The sequence below is a fragment of the Microbulbifer thermotolerans genome (assembly GCF_900112305.1).
Lineage (GTDB): Bacteria > Pseudomonadota > Gammaproteobacteria > Pseudomonadales > Cellvibrionaceae > Microbulbifer > Microbulbifer thermotolerans.
On record NZ_FOKT01000001.1, the window covers coordinates 452,874 to 468,944 of the forward strand.

12 protein-coding genes and 1 riboswitch are annotated in these 16,071 nt (G+C 59.1%); of the genes, 5 read left to right on the top strand and 7 right to left on the bottom strand.

Annotated features, from left to right (window positions below; genetic code table 11):
* Window positions 1-4 precede the first annotated feature (4 nt).
* Complete coding sequence (locus tag BM155_RS01940) at window positions 5-1,258, top strand: cation:proton antiporter (RefSeq protein ID WP_067152515.1); 1,254 nt, start codon at window positions 5-7, stop codon at window positions 1,256-1,258.
* A gap of 187 nt (window positions 1,259-1,445) precedes the next feature.
* Window positions 1,446-2,159, top strand: coding sequence for an alpha/beta fold hydrolase (locus tag BM155_RS01945; RefSeq protein WP_067152517.1), 714 nt, complete (start codon window positions 1,446-1,448; stop codon window positions 2,157-2,159).
* Window positions 2,160-2,335: 176 nt separating this feature from the next.
* On the opposite strand, the gene tdh is transcribed toward BM155_RS01945, so the two are convergent.
* The 5 genes from tdh to BM155_RS01970 all read right to left on the bottom strand — a co-directional run bounded on the left by tdh (window position 2,336) and on the right by BM155_RS01970 (window position 8,391).
* On the bottom strand, window positions 2,336-3,361 hold the full coding sequence (gene tdh, locus BM155_RS01950) for an L-threonine 3-dehydrogenase (protein ID WP_067152519.1): 1,026 nt from the start codon (window positions 3,359-3,361) through the stop codon (window positions 2,336-2,338).
* A 107-nt stretch (window positions 3,362-3,468) separates the two neighbouring features.
* Window positions 3,469-4,668, bottom strand: coding sequence for a glycine C-acetyltransferase (locus BM155_RS01955; protein WP_074900786.1), 1,200 nt, complete (start codon window positions 4,666-4,668; stop codon window positions 3,469-3,471).
* A gap of 140 nt (window positions 4,669-4,808) precedes the next feature.
* The gene (locus tag BM155_RS01960; RefSeq protein ID WP_067152523.1) at window positions 4,809-5,024 is read right to left on the bottom strand and encodes a hypothetical protein; all 216 of its coding nucleotides are present in this window, start codon (window positions 5,022-5,024) and stop codon (window positions 4,809-4,811) included.
* A gap of 58 nt (window positions 5,025-5,082) precedes the next feature.
* A riboswitch (SAM-I-IV-variant riboswitch) is annotated at window positions 5,083-5,212 on the bottom strand.
* 67 nt (window positions 5,213-5,279) lie between these two features.
* Complete coding sequence (locus BM155_RS01965; protein WP_067152525.1) at window positions 5,280-6,713, bottom strand: aldehyde dehydrogenase family protein; 1,434 nt, start codon at window positions 6,711-6,713, stop codon at window positions 5,280-5,282.
* Between the two features lie 73 nt (window positions 6,714-6,786).
* Window positions 6,787-8,391, bottom strand: a complete 1,605-nt coding sequence (locus BM155_RS01970) for a 5-guanidino-2-oxopentanoate decarboxylase (RefSeq protein WP_074900788.1) — start codon at window positions 8,389-8,391, stop codon at window positions 6,787-6,789.
* A gap of 214 nt (window positions 8,392-8,605) precedes the next feature.
* Here BM155_RS01970 and pdxH point away from each other — a divergent pair, with 214 nt between their 5' ends.
* A complete protein-coding gene (pdxH, locus tag BM155_RS01975; RefSeq protein WP_067152530.1) occupies window positions 8,606-9,244 on the top strand; it encodes a pyridoxamine 5'-phosphate oxidase in 639 nt (212 codons plus the stop codon).
* A 211-nt stretch (window positions 9,245-9,455) separates the two neighbouring features.
* Entirely contained in the window at window positions 9,456-10,433 is a 978-nt protein-coding gene (locus tag BM155_RS01980) for an NAD(P)H-quinone oxidoreductase (RefSeq protein ID WP_074900789.1), read from the top strand.
* 173 nt (window positions 10,434-10,606) lie between these two features.
* On the opposite strand, the gene BM155_RS01985 is transcribed toward BM155_RS01980, so the two are convergent.
* Window positions 10,607-12,931 carry an MltF family protein gene (locus BM155_RS01985; protein ID WP_074900791.1) on the bottom strand — a complete coding sequence of 775 codons (2,325 nt, stop codon included), beginning with the start codon at window positions 12,929-12,931 and terminating at the stop codon, window positions 10,607-10,609.
* Between the two features lie 69 nt (window positions 12,932-13,000).
* Entirely contained in the window at window positions 13,001-14,347 is a 1,347-nt protein-coding gene (gene xseA, locus BM155_RS01990; protein WP_074900793.1) for an exodeoxyribonuclease VII large subunit, read from the bottom strand.
* A 164-nt stretch (window positions 14,348-14,511) separates the two neighbouring features.
* Here xseA and guaB point away from each other — a divergent pair, with 164 nt between their 5' ends.
* The gene (guaB, locus tag BM155_RS01995) at window positions 14,512-15,999 is read left to right on the top strand and encodes an IMP dehydrogenase (protein ID WP_067152538.1); all 1,488 of its coding nucleotides are present in this window, start codon (window positions 14,512-14,514) and stop codon (window positions 15,997-15,999) included.
* The last annotated feature ends 72 nt before the right edge of the window (window positions 16,000-16,071 follow it).

Consider the following 16,071-nt stretch of genomic DNA (forward strand, 5'->3'; position numbering starts at 1 on the left):
AAAAATGGAAGGCGTTACCACCTTGGTGGGGCAGGGACTCTACATGGCCGTAGCCGCGGTGGTAGGCCTGATGTTGGCGCGGATACTGCGCACCGACATTACCCTCGGTTGCCTGATTGCCGGTGTCCTCGCCGGTGTCCTGTTGCCGGTGCTCGATTACGACACTGGCCTGCGGGCGGCGAATCTGCAGCAATTGGTATTTTTCGTCATACTGCCGGTGCTTATCTTCGAGGCCGCCTGGCAGATTGAGCCGCGCCTTCTCAAGCGCTGGCTGGGCCCGATATTTCTCTTCTCAACACTGGGCGTGGTGGTCTGTGCGCTGATCATCGCTCTGCTCACTTTTTTCGGCATCAACCACCCAGAGGGGTTTCCCTGGATCGCAGCTTTGCTTACCGGCGCCATACTGGCTGCCACAGACCCGGTGTCGGTGGTCACTAAACTGCGCCAGAGTGATGCGGAAGCGGAGCTACTGACACTGGTGGAAGGGGAAAGTCTATTTAATGACGCGGCGGCGATTGTACTGTTTTCCCTGGTGCTGGGCGTGGCCAGCCACAGTGTGATGGAGGGAGGCATCGAAACGGGGGAGCCATTGATCGGCGCCGCTGATGTTGCTGTGTATTTTGTGGTGACTTTTGCAGGCGGCTTGGCGGTGGGACTGCTTTGCGGATTGGTGACCGCGGTTGTGGTGCTGTTTTTGGGCTCGGCCGGAGCGGGGTTGATGACTTTGGTGCTGGCCGCATTCGGAAGTTTTTATCTCGCCGAGCATGTGGTGCATGTCTCCGGCATCATATCGGTAGTGACCTGTGCCATTGTGGCCCGTGTCTGCCTGCGCGAGCAGTGCGAAACCTACTTGGTGCATGTGGAGCCCACTTGGGACTGGCTGGGGCTGCTGTTCAATGCGCTGATCTTTGTCATTATGGGAGTCACGATTACCTTTGAGATGTTCGCCCATCAGTGGCTGGCGATCTTGATCGCCATTGCGGCCTCCATAGGCGCTCGCGCCCTGGCTATTTTTCTTGTGGCGCCACTGGCACACCTCGTGGGTCCGCAGATTCCCAAGGCCTGGCGTCTGATTATGGGGTGGGGTGGGCTGCGCGGCGTGGTTGCGGTGGCCTTGGTGCTGTCGTTACCGACGGAATTGCCTTATTGGTGGACGGTGCAGTCGATGGTGTTCGGCGTGGTGTTGTTTTCCCTGTTGGTACAAGGTAGCAGCAGTGCCTGGCTGATCGGCAAGCTGCAGAAAAACGATCGCTGTTAAGCGCAGTCAATTCAGATTCGATTGATCTTGTGTTGCCTACGACCTTGGTCGTATAGCTCCAGCGCGGTGAATTGCTCAGAGTTTAGCGGCAGCCCGGTGGCTGTGGGTCTGCGTTGTCAATTTCCATCCACGGTGTCGCCCGAACAAGGTGTGGTGACAGGGCGGCAACAACAAAAGGAAAATAATAATGAAAAGCCTGTTTTCTGTGTGTATCCGCACTGGATACCTGATTCCGATGCTTTCCGTCTTGTATATCGCGTCCGCGCAGGCCGGCTGCGTTGACAATGTGGTGTTGGTTCATGGCAACACCGGTTCGCCGTCGGACTGGGACAATACCTATTCTGAGCTGAGGAGCCGGGGTTACAGTGAAAGCGAGATTTACCGACCGAGTTGGGGGTCCAAGACCTGTGCTGCCTGTAATGATCACAGTGGCTCGGAAGAGACCCCTGTGCGGGATGCGATCAGCAGCGCCATCGCCGATTCCTGTACCGGGAAGATCGATGTGATCGGGCATTCCATGGGAGTGACTTTGGCGGCGCAGCAGATCATTAAGCTGGGTGTGCAAGACCAGGTGGATGCGTTTGTCGGTGTCGCTGGCGCCTACCGTGGGCTTTGGAGTTGTGGCACCTATCCGTTTAACGTTTACACCAGTACCTGCGGCAGCAATGGTCTATCGGTTTCCAGCCCATTTCTCGATTGGCTCTATGGTAAGCCTATTGCGGGAAGGGTGTATTCCATCAAGAGCTGGTCAGATCAAATTGTATGCGCCACCGGTTTTTGCACAGTTGGCGGTGTGCACTCCAGTCAAATAGCGGGGGAAGATGCCACTTATACGTATGCCTACGGACACTTTGGCCTGCAGACATATACCTACGACCGGCAAGTATCACTGATTCAATAACAGGGGAGAATTCAATCGCGCTCAACTGAGCAAAGAGCGGGGCGCCTCTGCTCCTTCCACTTGAGCACCATAGTTGGTGCAGTGGCGCCCAGGCATGCGACAGATTTGGGATATTTCGTGCCGGTATACAGCGATTAAAGCCGGATCGCGGCCATGGCCGCGATCGCAAAGGGGGGTCACTGCCAGTTCAGGATCACTTTGCCGGACTGGCCGGAGTCCATGGTGTCGAACCCCTTTTGGAAGTCATCGACACTGAAGTGGTGGGTAATAATCGGTGTCAGGTCCAGGCCGGACTGAATAAGGCTGGCCATCTTGTACCAGGTCTCGAACATTTCGCGGCCGTAGATGCCCTTGATAACCAGGCCCTTAAAGATCACCTTGCTCCAGTCGATGGCCATTTCGCCGGAGGGAATGCCGAGCATGGCGATTTTTCCCCCGTGGTTCATTGCGCTGATCATATCGCGGAAGGCAACGGGCACGCCGGACATTTCCAGACCTACGTCGAAGCCCTCGGTCATGCCAATTTCCTGCATGACGTCTGTCAGTTTTTCACGGCTGACGTTGACTGTGCGGGTGGCGCCCATTTTTTTTGCCAGGTCCAGGCGGTAGTCATTGATATCGGTGACGACAATATGGCGCGCGCCCACGTGGCGGGCCACGGCGGTAGCCATGGCGCCGATGGGTCCGGCTCCGGTTATCAGTACGTCTTCACCCACCAAGTCGAAGGACAGGGCGGTGTGCACGGCGTTGCCAAAAGGGTCGAAGATGGATGCCAGATCGTCGGAAATGTTGTCCGGGATCTTGAAGGCGTTGAGTGCCGGAATCACCAGGTACTCGGCAAAGGCGCCGGGTCTGTTGACCCCCACGCCGTAGGTGTTGCGACACAGGTGGCGGCGGCCGGCGCGACAGTTGCGGCAGTGGCCGCAAGTGATGTGCCCCTCGCCGGAGACTCTGTCGCCGATTTCAAAGCCCGCCACTTCTTGTCCCATGCCCACCACTTCACCTACATATTCGTGGCCCACCACCATGGGTACGGGAATGGTTTTCCGCGACCACTCGTCCCAGTGGTAGATATGCATATCGGTACCGCAGATGGCGGTTTTGCGGATTTTTATCAAGAGGTCGTTGTGGCCCGGGACCGGGGGTTCCACTTCGGTGAGCCAGATACCCGGCTCGGCTTTCAGTTTTGACAGTGCTTTCATTGGTTCTGTGCCATGCGCGGCGCTAGGGGTTGGGATTCAATCGCGGCCGAGCACTGCTGCCGCGGGGGGAGCAGTGCCGGAGTCGTGTGGCCGCAACCGGTGTTGGATCAGATGATTTTCAGCTCTTTGCCCACTTCCACGAATGCGTCGATACACCGGTCAAGCTGCTCTCTGGTGTGGGCGGCGGACATCTGGGTGCGGATACGAGCTTGTCCCTTGGGGACTACCGGGTAGAAGAAGCCGATCACATAGATTCCCCGTTCGAGCATTTTGTCGGCCATCTTCTGTGCCAGGGCGGCGTTGCCGATCATAACCGGGATGATCGGGTGATCAGCTCCTGCCAGGGTAAAACCGGCTTCGGTCATACGGCGGCGGAAGTAAGCGGAGTTTTCGCGCAGTTTGTCGCGCAGCTCGCCGCCTTCCATCAGCATGTCCAGCACTCTCAGAGACGCGGTGACAATTGCCGGTGCCACGGAATTGGAGAAGAGATAGGGGCGAGAGCGCTGGCGCAGTAACTCGATAATTTCCTTGCGTCCGGAAGTGTAGCCGCCGGACGCACCGCCCAAAGCCTTGCCCAGGGTGCCGGTGATGATGTCGATCCGGTCGATCACATTGCAGTATTCGTGGGTGCCGCGGCCGTGCTCGCCGAGAAAACCCACTGCGTGGGAGTCGTCCACCATAACCAGAGCGTCGTACCTGTCTGCCAGATCGCAGATGGATTTCAGATCAGCGATAACGCCGTCCATGGAAAAGACGCCGTCGGTGGCGATGAGTTTGATTCTGGCACCTGCGGCGTCGGCTTCCTTCAGACGCGCTTCGAGATCCGCCATGTCGTTGTTGGCGTAGCGGTAGCGTTTTGCCTTGCACAGACGCACGCCGTCGATGATAGAGGCGTGGTTTAGCGCGTCGGAGATAATGGCGTCCTCAGGCCCCAGCAGGGTCTCGAATAATCCGCCATTGGCATCGAAACAGGAGGTGTAGAGAATGGTGTCTTCGGTGTGAAGAAATTCCGACAGGCGCGATTCCAGCGCCTTGTGGATATCCTGGGTGCCGCAGATAAAACGCACCGAGGCCATGCCGAAACCGTATTGATCGAGACCGTCTTTGGCCGCCTGGATCAGCTCTGGATGGTTGGCCAGGCCCAGGTAATTGTTGGCGCAGAAGTTAAGTACTTCGGTGTCGTTGTTGACCTGGATCTGCGCGGACTGCTGGGAAGTGATGATGCGCTCGCGTTTGTAGAGACCGTCTGCCTCTATCTGTTGCAGCTCGTCTCGCAGATGCTGGAAGAATTGCTCTCGCTTGGACATGGTTTTGTTGTTAGCTCCTGTCTGGTGCTTGTGGCACAGGACAAATAAGTAGAGACGCGGGTAGCCGTGTTCTACCTGTGTTTTGCCCACCTTATCAATGAGTCATTGTAGGCTGGGCCAAGCGCAAGGCGCCTGCCACTCTATCCCGCCAGTTCACAGGCCTTGTGGGCTGTAACCGGCTGCTCGCTGGCGCGGCAATTGATGGCGAATTGTAAGGCTTCTTCCGCGCTGTCGAACAGTAGTTGCCACAATAGTTGCCGATCGGTTCGTCTCACAGCGCGTACGGCCGTGCGACGACGCTGATTGGCTATTTCGATTTCGATAACGTCTGTACTGGATTTGCTCAATTCGGACATGATCCCTCCAAATAAAACGGCTTGGAGGGCTGACGTGGAAGCGGCGCTTGTAAATTCGCTTTTCCGGTTGGATTGCTCGCTTAGAGCCCCATCGCCCCCTTCGTGCTCTTGTGGATCGAAGGGGAGCAAACCACCTTGCCCCGGTCGGCAGGTTGGCGTTGGCGTCAGCCACTCTCTGGATGTCGGGGAGCAAAGATAGCGGCGCGGGAATGGAGCGTCAACCGCACCGCCGCCATAGGGCGGCGGTGCGGAAGATTATGCCGGCAGCTGCACGGATTTCAGTTCGATAAACTCGTCGAGGCCGGCCTGGCCGAATTCGCGCCCATTGCCGGAGCGCTTGTAGCCGCCGAAAGGCGCGTCGTAATTGAACTCACCGCCATTGACAAAGCAGAGGCCGGCCTCCAATCGGCGCGCGATGGGCAGTGCGCTCTCCGGGTCCTTGGCCCAGACACCGCTGGAGAGCCCGTAGTCGGTGTCGTTGGCGATGCGTATGGCCTCTTCCATATCTCCGTAGGGAATCAGGCAGATGACCGGCCCGAAAATTTCTTCGCGGGCGATGGTCATCTCGTTGTTGACGTCGGCAAACACTGTGGGCTTGACGTAGAAGCCCTGCTCGAACTGCACCGGTGGCTCCGCGCCGCCGGTGACTAGGCGCGCGCCTTCGGCAAGCCCCTTTTCGATATAGCCGCGCACTATGTCCCGCTGGCGCGCGGATGACAGGGGACCCATAAAGGCGTCCGGCCCGGTGCCCAGGGTGACACCTTCGGCGACATTTTTCGCGATTGCCACCGCCGCGTCGTAGTGCTCCGCCGGGATCAGCATGCGGGTCAGAGCGGTGCAGGTTTGCCCGCTGTTGATAAAGACATCCTCACAGCCCCAGCGCACCGCCGCTTCGAGATCTGCATCCGCGGTGATGATCAGCGGCGATTTGCCCCCCAGCTCCTGAGTGACGCGCTTGACCGTTGGGGCGGCGGCTTTGGCGACTTCTATGCCGGCACGGGTTGATCCGGTGAAAGACACCATGTCGATATCCGGGTGGGCCGACAGAGCGGCGCCGACGACAGGGCCGGCCCCAGGCACCAGATTGAACACGCCCGGCGGCAGGCCTGCGGACTCGATGATTTCCGCCATCACGTAGTCCTGCAGCGGTGTAATCTCAGAGGGTTTACAGATCATGGTACAGCCGGCGGCCAGAGCGGGGGCCACTTTGCCCACGAACTGGTGCAGCGGATAGTTCCAGGGGGTGATAAAGCCGCAGACACCGATCGGCTCGCGCATCACCAGTGAGTGGCCCGCCTTTTCGGTTTTGTCCAGGATGTCGGTGTGCTGGGCGTAATAGCGCATAGCGTAGATGGGCCCTTCTACATGCAGCCATTTGCAGATATGGGCGGGGCAGCCGAGCGCTTGCGACACCGCTTGGATCAGGTCTTCCTTACGCCGCTCCATGCCATCGGCTATGGCATTCAACAACTCGGTGCGGTCGACGGCACTGGTATTGCGCCAGCGCCTGAAAGCCGCGCGGGCAGCAGCCACCGCATGGTCTACATCCTCCGCGGAGCCCTGCACCACCTCGCAGATCACCGCTTCGTTGGCCGGGTTTATGACTGGATGCAGCACTCCGCTCCGGGAGTCCTGCCAACTTCCGTCGATAAACAGCTTGTCGGTTTTTAGCTTGTAGAAATCGGTCATGGTCAATCTCTGTTGAGGGCAAGCATCGGAAGCGATTTCCTTACTTGCGATCTTTATTCGCTGTAAATACCGTTCAGGCAACGGCGATTTCGATCAGTGTCGGTGTGTTTCTGGCGCGAGCCTCGGCAACGGCGTCTGCCAGTTGATCCGGGCGGTGGATACGGCATCCCTCAGCGCCGAAGGCGCGCGCCAGGGCAACGAAGTCTGGTGTGCGCAGTTCCACCCCTTCGCGGGGGACTTCGGCGGCATCCATAAAGTCTCGGATTTCCCCGTAGCCGGCATTGTTCCATACCAGTATCGGCAACGATAGCCGCTGCTCCACCGCTACCGCCAATTCCCCCAGGGTGAACATCAGGCCGCCATCGCCAATCAGCGCGAGCACTTCTCTGCCGCTCGCCAACTTGGCGCCGATGGCGGCTGGCAGGGCAAAGCCCAGCGTGCCATAGCCCGTCGTGCAGGTAATGTGGCTGCGCGGATGGTAAAGCGGCAGGGCGTGGTTGGTGTTGTAAGCCAGTTGGGTGGAATCGGTCACCAGTACGCCGTCTTCCGGCAGGGCGGCCCGCAGTGCCTCCACCCAGGGAAAACGCGCTTCCGAGCCCGGCCACCACTCGGCGCGGCAATCCCGCAAAATCTGCGCGACTTCCGCTGCCGCCGCCTCGCGGGCGGCATCACTGCGCGGTTGCAGCGCGCCGTTGAGCTGCTCCAGAGTTTCGCGCGCGTCGGCACAGATGGCCAGATCGGGACTGGCGTTGCACGTCAGTTGTGCCGGGTCTCTGTCCACGCGGATCAGCTTGCCTCTAAAGGCGTAGTTTTCCCGCACCAGGTTGCGGTCCGTTTCCGCCAGTTCCGTGCCCACCGCCAGCACGACATCGGCGCTTTCCACACGCTCGCGGGCGCAGCGGAAGCTCAGGTTGGCACCGCCACACAGCGGGTGCCGCTCATCGACAACCCCCTTGGCGGCCAGAGACAGGAAGACCGGGGCGCCCAACTTTTCCGAAATTGCCGCCGCTTCAAGGCCGGCCTCCTGGGCACCGCCGCCGAGCAGTATCGCCGGGCGCTTGGCCTCCTGCAGCCAACCGGCAGCGGTCGCCACGGCTTTTGCACTTGCCGCCGCAGGCTGGGCCCCCGGGCAGGCGCGGTAGTCATCCAGCTGACCGGGCATGGGGGCAGGGAAGAGATCGATGGGTATCTCAATATGCACTGGCCCCGGGCGGCTGGAAGTGAGCAAAAGAAAGGCGCGGGCGATCACCTCCGGCAGCTGTTCCGCGTGAGTCAGAGTGTGTTGCCAGATGCACAGGCCGCGACTGACATCACTCTGGCGCGGCAGTTCGTGCAGGCGCCCTCCGCCCAGGCCCAGATCCTCGCGCCGGTTGACTGCGGAGATAACCAGCATCGGCACAGAATCCGAGTAGGCCTGAGCCATGGCGGTAGCGGCGTTGGTCAGCCCCGGGCCCGTGATCAGAAAGCAGACGCCGGGCCGACCGCTGGCGCGGGCGTAGCCGTCGGCCATAAACGCGGCGCCCTGTTCGTGGCGCGGGGTGATGTGCTGCAGGCCGCTGCCCGGTAGACCGCGGTACAGCTCGATGGTGTGTACGCCGGGAATACCGAACACTTTCTCCACTCGGTATTCCCGCAGCAGACGCATCAGTACTTGAGCACAGGTGGGCGCAGAGGGCATTGCGAATTTCCTTGTTCATTCAAAACCGCATGGAGCCTAGCGGCGGGTGTTGAGCGGTGCAAGCGCCTGCAGACTCTGCGCGTCGGGGCGGGATATCGCAGGAAAATTGAGAAATATCCGGTGTTATGAAAGGAAATTTGCGCAAGGGCGGAAGATTGGGAAAAAGCGGCGGAGTGAGTACACTTGCCCCTTGAACAAGATAAGGATGTAGAGCATGGAAATTGATCAGTGGCGCCGGGACTATCTGCGCGGCGGTTTGCGCCGCAAGGATCTGAAGTCGAGCCCGGTGGAGCAGTTTCGCCAGTGGCTGAGTGAAGCGGTGGAGGCGGGCCTGACCGACCCCAGCGCCATGTGCCTGGCCACCGCGGATGCCAGTGGCCAGCCTTCCCAGCGGATCGTGCTTTTAAAGGGGTTCGATGAGCGGGGCTTTGTTTTTTACACCAACCTCCAGAGCCATAAGGCGCGGGATATCTCCGCCAATCCAAAGGTATCTCTGCTCTTCCCCTGGCACTCGCTGGAACGCCAGGTAATTGTTTATGGGCGCGCTGAGGCACTGTCTCGGGAAGAAGCTCTGGCGTATTTCCACACCCGTCCGCGTGACAGCCAGTTGGCGGCCCGGGCTTCCCGCCAGAGCGAGCCACTGGAGTCCCGAGCGGTGCTGGAGCAGCAATTCCAGGCTGAGAAGGAGAAGTACGGTGAAGGGGAAATTCCGCTGCCGGACTTCTGGGGCGGTTATCGGGTGCAGCCGGATGCAATGGAGTTTTGGCAGGGTGGCGCCAACCGCCTGCACGACCGCTTCATATACCGCCGTGAAGACGGTGATCAGTGGGCGGCCGAGAGGCTGTCTCCCTAGCCAATCACAGAGATTCCGCCTGACGCCGCTCGGTAAAAAAGCTAGCGGACAAGGGCAATAACCCCCAAGCGCTGGCAATTCTGGGTGGCCTGGGGGCCGGTTTTACTTCGCTGAACAAAGGGCGGGTTTTGGGTGTCGAGTTGTGATACACCGTTGCCCGCCAAAAGATTTCAATCGCGGCCTTGGCCGCGATTTTTATAGGGAGAAAGGCATGCGTTTTATTGACTTGCCGGAATACGGCGGTCCGGAAGTGTTGCAGTTGTCCGAGGGCGAGAAGCCGCGGCCGGCTGCCGGCGAAGTGCTAATCAAGGTCGCTGCCGCCGGCGTCAATCGCCCGGATATTGTTCAACGCAAAGGACTGTATCCACCGCCGCCCGGAGCCTCACCGATTCCGGGGCTGGAGGTGGCGGGAGAGGTGGTCGCTGTCGGCGAGGGGGCTGCGCGCTGGCATGTGGGTGACCGGGTTTGCGCGCTTACCAACGGCGGGGGTTATGCCGATTATGTCACAGTGCCCGCTGGCCAGTGCCTGCCTGTGCCCCAGGGGCTGTCCCCGGTTGAGGCGGCGGCATTGCCGGAGACGTTTTTTACCGTATGGAGCAATGTATTCGACCGCGGCCGGCTGCAAGCCGGGGAGGTGTTCCTGGTGCACGGCGGTTCTTCCGGCATAGGCACTACGGCCATTCAGCTGGCGAGTCAATTCGGCGCAAGGGTTTTTGCCACTGCCGGGTCCGACGACAAGTGCCGCGCCTGCGAGTCGCTGGGGGCGGAAAGAGCAATCAATTACAGGGCCGAGGATTTTGTGGAAGTGGTGCGCGCGGCGACGGATGAGCGCGGTGCCGATGTCATTTTGGATATGGTTGGAGGCGACTATATTGCGCGCAACATGAAGGCCGCTGCAATGGACGGGCGCATCGTCAATATCGCTTATCTGCAGGGAGCTAAGGTGCAGGTAAACATGTTGCCGGTGATGCTCAAGCGCCTGATCCTCACCGGTTCTACATTGCGCCCCCGCAGCGCGGAAGAAAAGGCCGCGATAGCTCAAGCATTGGAAGAGAAAGTTTGGCCACTGATCGAGAAGGGAAAGATCCGTCCCCAGGTTTACGCCACCTTTCCGCTGCCGGAAGCCGCGGAGGCGCACCGGCTGATGGAATCCGGCGCTCATGTCGGGAAAATTGTATTGACACTTTAAAAAAACTGCGGTCAACCGGCTTCGAGGCGGTAACAATACTATGCTGCCAGGTGAGAAGCTCGGGCGACCGCTGGGCATTTCGAAATCGCCGAATAAAAGGGCGGGAGCGGCGGGCACATGCTCTTGTGTTCTCGAATTGCCGGTTCCACTGCCTGAGTGCCTCGAAACCAGCTTCAGCGCTTACGTGAATCAATCAGAGGTATCTGATTCTTCTTTTCCTTTGCGGCGGAACCACCGCTTCGCCCGCGGGATTCAGCTATGTCTTCCCTTGCATTTTTTCTGAGTGGCGGGCGTACGCTGATCTCTCCGCTGGCCACTGCTGCATAGGCTCGGTAGAGATTGCTGATATTGCGTACATACTGCACGGGCTCGGCGCCGCGCACGTAACCGTAGCGGGCTTTGCTGAAGTATTGGGGCTCTGACAGTTTCAGCATCGCAACTTCCACATTGCCGAACCATACATTGGGGTCCAGGCCGAGCTCCTCGGCCAAACGCTGGGCATCCAGGAGGTGGCCATATCCGGCGTTATAGGAAGCCAGGGTGAACCACAGCCTGTTGACCGCTGAGAGCTTTGGACTGAATCTGCTGCGTACCCAGTCGAGATATTTCACCCCGGCGTTAATATTGCGGTCGGGCTCAAACACCGGCGGTGGAAATCCCATTTCCTCCGCCGTAGCCGGCATCAGCTGCATCAGGCCCTGGGCCCCAACGGGGGACACTGCATTGGGGTTGAAATTGCTCTCCTGCCACATTTGTGCGACGACCAGACGCCAATCGAAGTCGTAGTCGATGGAGAAGTTTTTCACCAGACTGTCAAAGGGAGAGAGGTCCTGACCCGGAATAATGCGTGCTTTGACCCTTTGAGTGAAACGCTTATTGGGTTCGAAATAGGCTGCGAACTGCTTTTCGTATTGCTTGGTTTTTCGATATTTTTTTAGAAAACTGTTCAACCTTTTCAGTAATTCTCTGTTTTCGGGTAACACCATCCAGCCTTGCGGTTTAGGGTCGCCCAGCAGGGTTCCGGTGATCAGGTTTGGCTGTAGTGAAGCTTCGATTTTAACTGCGTCGCTGTCCGCGACAGAGGCATCCAGCAAGCCGTCTGAAATCATATTGAATATTTCCGACTGCGAAATACCGGGCGGGGCAACTTGGATGTCCACATCAATACCACTGTCGCGGATTGTCCGCGCTGTGTCGATAAATGGAGAGAAGGCGCGTAAGGTAAGTGTACGCCCGGCCAGATCCTGGACTTTCGCAATTGGGGGTTTGTCCTTGTTGCTCACCACCTGTTCCGGGGTTTCCATATAGGAAACTGTGAATTTTACGCCTTCTTTTTCCCGCGCTTCGGTAATGGTGGTGGAGGCGCCGGCAAAGTCACCGCGGCCCGCCTTGAGCCAGTCGGCCAGGTTTTCGTTGTAGGGAACAACAACAACCTGCAATTGCAGTTTGTGCTTATCGGCGAAGGCTTTGGCCAGGTCGTAGTCGAATCCCATTAGCACCCCCTTCCATAAAAAATAGGAAGTGGGTCCGTTGTAGGTCAGAAGTCGGATCAGACCGGATTTTTTGATTTGTTTCCAGTCTCCGGTCCGTGCTTCTTGTTCGCTGACTAGATTGCGGGTAAGGAAGTTGTCGACTCTGACCAGTAGATTTCTTGAGCCTTTGCGCATTCCCCAGGCGACGATTTCCTTTTCCCCCACATCCCCACCCATGCGTATATCGTCCCGGTAACTGCGCATATCCTCGGCGATATAGTTATAGAGAATGGCAACCCGGTTTTTCCGTGCGTTGAGTAGATCCAAAAATTTGTCTTTATCGATGTAGTCGCTGACCTCCCGGATCGTCAGGTTGGCATCGGGGTTTTCTGCGATCAGGCGCTTGGCGGTATCTTCAAAGATGGAACCGGGCTGGACGACGAGCTCTACATCACGCAGTTTTTGAACACTGCTGATGTCCGGTCCGTTTCTTCCGGTGACCAGTATTTGCTGGGCGTCCATAATGGGAATAGTGAAGTCGATCAGTTCGCGCCGCGCCTCCGTGTCCGTCAGGTCGTAGGCCACTATATCGGCGCGGCCGGTGCGCACCATTTCAATGGCTTCGGGCGGTGTGCGCGCGCGCAGCCAAACTGGTTCCAGCTTGAGTTTTTCCGCCAGCTTGTTGGCGAGATCGAAGTGGCGCAGTGTGACGATGTGCGCCCTCGGCAGCATATCTTCCGAGGCCCCGGTGAGGTTTACGAAGCGGATGGTGCCGCGCTTTTTAATGGCCTTGAGGTCGCCGGTCTCGATGTAATTGTCGATAGGCGGTTGTTCGGCTTTCTCAGGCAGAGGCACTTTTTCCAGGCGATCTTCAGTCTCCACCGTTTGCTCCGCGGCGCGCTCGGTTTTTTCTGCTCTGCCTTCCTCTTTCCCGCAGGAGGTGACCAAAAGCAGGAAAACCGCGGAAATGACCACCAGTGCGGCAACGAGGGAAGATGAAGATAAAGCACTGCAACGGCTCGGCATAGATCGCTCCGTCAGCCATCTACGCGGGAATTCTAGTGTGGGCAGCGCTCAGTCGCCCAAAAGGGGGGATCAGCCCTCTGTTTCTTTCACGGTCGCGGAGAAGTGTCCCTCGGCCAGCCGGACCCGCAGCGACTGGCCAGGGTGCAACTGACAGCTGCTTTTTATTACGCGTCCGGTGTCGTCCTGCACAATGGCATAGCCCCTTTGCAGCACAGCGAGCGGACTGACATTGTGCAAGAGTTGTGCCCTGTGGCTGAGCAGTTCGCGGCGCTGACGCAATGTGAGTTGCACTGCCCGCTGCAGTTTTTGTGCCGTCGCCGACAGTCTTTCCCGCCCCAGTTGCAGGCTGCGTTCAGGGTGGCAGTGGGCAAAGGCGCGCAGTGCCGCGCGCAGTTCCTCACGGCGCGACTGCAGCTGTTGGCGGCAAGCCGCGTGTAGACGCATTTCCAGATGGTCCAGCCGCTGTGTGCGGTTCTGCAGTTGCTCGCGGGGATGGCGCAGGCGCGCGCTGGTAATCTGCAATTGTTGGCGCATGTGGCGCAGTTGCGATTGGGCCGCGCGGATAAGGCGCTGCCGTTGATTTTGCAGTGTTTGCAGTAGTTCAGTGGCATGGCGGCTTGCGATTTCCGCCGCGGCGGAGGGGGTGGGGGCGCGCAGGTCTGCGACCAGGTCGGCAATTGTGGTATCCGTTTCGTGGCCGACAGCGGAGATGGTTGGGATATCGCAGGCGGCGAGCGCGCGTGCGACTACCTCCTCATTAAAGGGCCAGAGATCCTCCAGAGAGCCGCCGCCGCGCCCGACAATAAGCAGGTCGTGGCGCCCGCTGCGGCTGGCTTTTGTTATGGCGTCGGCAATCTGTTGCGCCGCGCCCGCCCCCTGTACCTGCACTGGCCAAATTTCGATTTCGGCGGCGGGAAAGCGCCGCCCGAGCACTTGAATCATATCCCGCACCGCCGCGCCGGTGGGGGAAGTAACGATACCGATATTGCCCGGCAGTCGTGGCAGACTTTTTTTGCGCGAGAGCGCAAAAAGCCCCTCTGCCTGCAGCCTGGCCTTCAGCTGTTCCAGTCGGCGCATCAGAGCGCCGAACCCCGCTTCTTCCATATGTTCAACGATCAGCTGAAACTCGCCCCGGCCCTCGTAGAGGCCGGCCCTGGCCCGGACCAGTACCTCGCGGCCGTTTTCAGGGCGGAAGGCCACATTGCGGTTGCGGCCCCGGAACATGGCGCAGCGCACTTGGGCGCGGGCGTCTTTGAGGGTGAAATACCAGTGGCCGGAACTGGGCGCGGCGAAGTTGGAGATCTCCCCGCTCACCCAAAGCAGAGGCACTGTTCCTTCCAACAGCTGCTTGATCTCCCGGTTCAGGTCGCTGACGGAAAGAACACTGCGCTTGGCGATGGCAGAGTTATCTGGCATATCGGTCTCTGGATGGTGGATTTGGCGGGCCAATATTGCAGCATCGCCGCTTGAGGTAAAGCCACATTTGTCCGGCGGAGTGAAAAATAGTCTTTTGCTGGCGGCGCACTTGCGGGTATAATCGCTCCGATACCCAATCCCGCTCTTTCGAGGTTTGAGTGTCCATGTCTGAATCCGGCCTGCGCATCGCGCGCGAAGCTCTCACTTTTGATGATGTCCTGCTGGTGCCCGGTTACTCCGAGGTAACGGCAAAAGATGTAAGTCTCAAGACTAAACTTTCCCGCAATATCTCTTTGAATATTCCCGTTGTGTCCGCCGCTATGGATACGGTCACCGAGTCCCGTCTGGCGATTGCGTTGGCGCAGGAAGGCGGTATCGGCATTATTCACAAGAGTATGACCATCGAGGACCAAGCGCTGGCAGTGCGCGCGGTGAAGAAGTTCGAGGCCGGTGTGGTCAAGGACCCGATTACTATCGAGTCCGATGCCACGGTACGGGATCTGATTGCACTCACCTCTCACCACAATATTTCCGGTGTGCCGGTGATGGAGAAGGGCAACCTGGTTGGTATCGTCACCAGCCGCGATGTGCGCTTTCAGACGGATCTGGATGCTACCGTTGCCAGCATTATGACCTCGCGGGAGCGGCTGGTGACGGCACCGGAAGGTGCCGCGCCGGAACAGGTTCGCGAGTTGTTGCACAAGCACCGTATCGAGAAGGTGCTTGTGGTCAACGATAATTTCGAACTGCGCGGCCTGATTACCGTCAAGGATTTCAATAAGGCGGAGCAGTACCCGAATTCCTGCAAGGACGGGGATGGCCGCCTGCGCGTCGGCGCATCCGTGGGCACCAGCCCGGACACCGATGACCGTGTGGCGGCTCTGGTCGAGGCCGGTGTTGACGTATTGGTGGTGGATACCGCCCACGGCCATTCCCGCAATGTGATTGAGCGGGTGCGCCGCATTAAAGAGATGCATCCGCAGGTAGATGTTGTCGGCGGTAATATCGCTACTGCCGAGGCTGCGCGGGCACTGGTTGAAGCCGGTGCGGATGCCGTCAAGGTGGGTATCGGCCCCGGCTCCATCTGTACCACTCGCATAGTGACCGGCATAGGCGTACCTCAGATCACCGCTATCTCAGAAGTGGCCCAGGCCCTGGCCGGCACGGATATACCGCTGATTGCCGACGGCGGCATTCGCTATTCCGGCGATATTGCCAAAGCCATAGTGGCCGGTGCCCACTCGGTGATGATGGGCTCCATGTTCGCCGGTACCGAAGAGGCGCCGGGCGAGGTGGAACTCTATCAGGGCCGTACCTACAAGTCCTACCGCGGTATGGGCAGTCTGGGAGCCATGTCCCGCACCCAGGGATCTTCCGACCGCTACTTCCAGGATGCCAGCAAGGGGGCAGAGAAACTGGTGCCGGAAGGTATCGAAGGGCGGGTACCCTACAAAGGGCCGCTATCGGTCATCGTGCATCAGATGATGGGAGGACTGCGCGCGGCTATGGGCTACACCGGTAGCGTGGATATCGAGACCATGCGCACCAGGCCCGAGTTTGTGCGCGTAACCTCCGCGGGTATGGGCGAGTCCCACGTGCACGATGTGCAGATCACCAAGGAGGCCCCCAACTACCCGGTGGGTGGTCGCTAATTCCCGGAACGCGCCGCCGCAGTGGCCCCGGTCGCTTCGGTAAAGTAAAACCGGATATTCACTCGCAAACGG

Excerpts from the sequence above, each read along its gene's own strand:
- BM155_RS01940 (WP_067152515.1), top strand. The coding sequence starts at position 5 with ATGGAAGGCGTTACCACCTTGGTGGGGCAGGGACTCTACATGGCCGTA.
- BM155_RS01945 (WP_067152517.1), top strand. The coding sequence starts at position 1,446 with ATGAAAAGCCTGTTTTCTGTGTGTATCCGCACTGGATACCTGATTCCG.
- tdh (WP_067152519.1), bottom strand. The coding sequence starts at position 3,361 with ATGAAAGCACTGTCAAAACTGAAAGCCGAGCCGGGTATCTGGCTCACC.
- BM155_RS01955 (WP_074900786.1), bottom strand. The coding sequence starts at position 4,668 with ATGTCCAAGCGAGAGCAATTCTTCCAGCATCTGCGAGACGAGCTGCAA.
- BM155_RS01960 (WP_067152523.1), bottom strand. The coding sequence starts at position 5,024 with ATGTCCGAATTGAGCAAATCCAGTACAGACGTTATCGAAATCGAAATA.
- BM155_RS01965 (WP_067152525.1), bottom strand. The coding sequence starts at position 6,713 with ATGACCGATTTCTACAAGCTAAAAACCGACAAGCTGTTTATCGACGGA.
- BM155_RS01970 (WP_074900788.1), bottom strand. The coding sequence starts at position 8,391 with ATGCCCTCTGCGCCCACCTGTGCTCAAGTACTGATGCGTCTGCTGCGG.
- pdxH (WP_067152530.1), top strand. The coding sequence starts at position 8,606 with ATGGAAATTGATCAGTGGCGCCGGGACTATCTGCGCGGCGGTTTGCGC.
- BM155_RS01980 (WP_074900789.1), top strand. The coding sequence starts at position 9,456 with ATGCGTTTTATTGACTTGCCGGAATACGGCGGTCCGGAAGTGTTGCAG.
- BM155_RS01985 (WP_074900791.1), bottom strand. The coding sequence starts at position 12,931 with ATGCCGAGCCGTTGCAGTGCTTTATCTTCATCTTCCCTCGTTGCCGCA.
- xseA (WP_074900793.1), bottom strand. The coding sequence starts at position 14,347 with ATGCCAGATAACTCTGCCATCGCCAAGCGCAGTGTTCTTTCCGTCAGC.
- guaB (WP_067152538.1), top strand. The coding sequence starts at position 14,512 with ATGTCTGAATCCGGCCTGCGCATCGCGCGCGAAGCTCTCACTTTTGAT.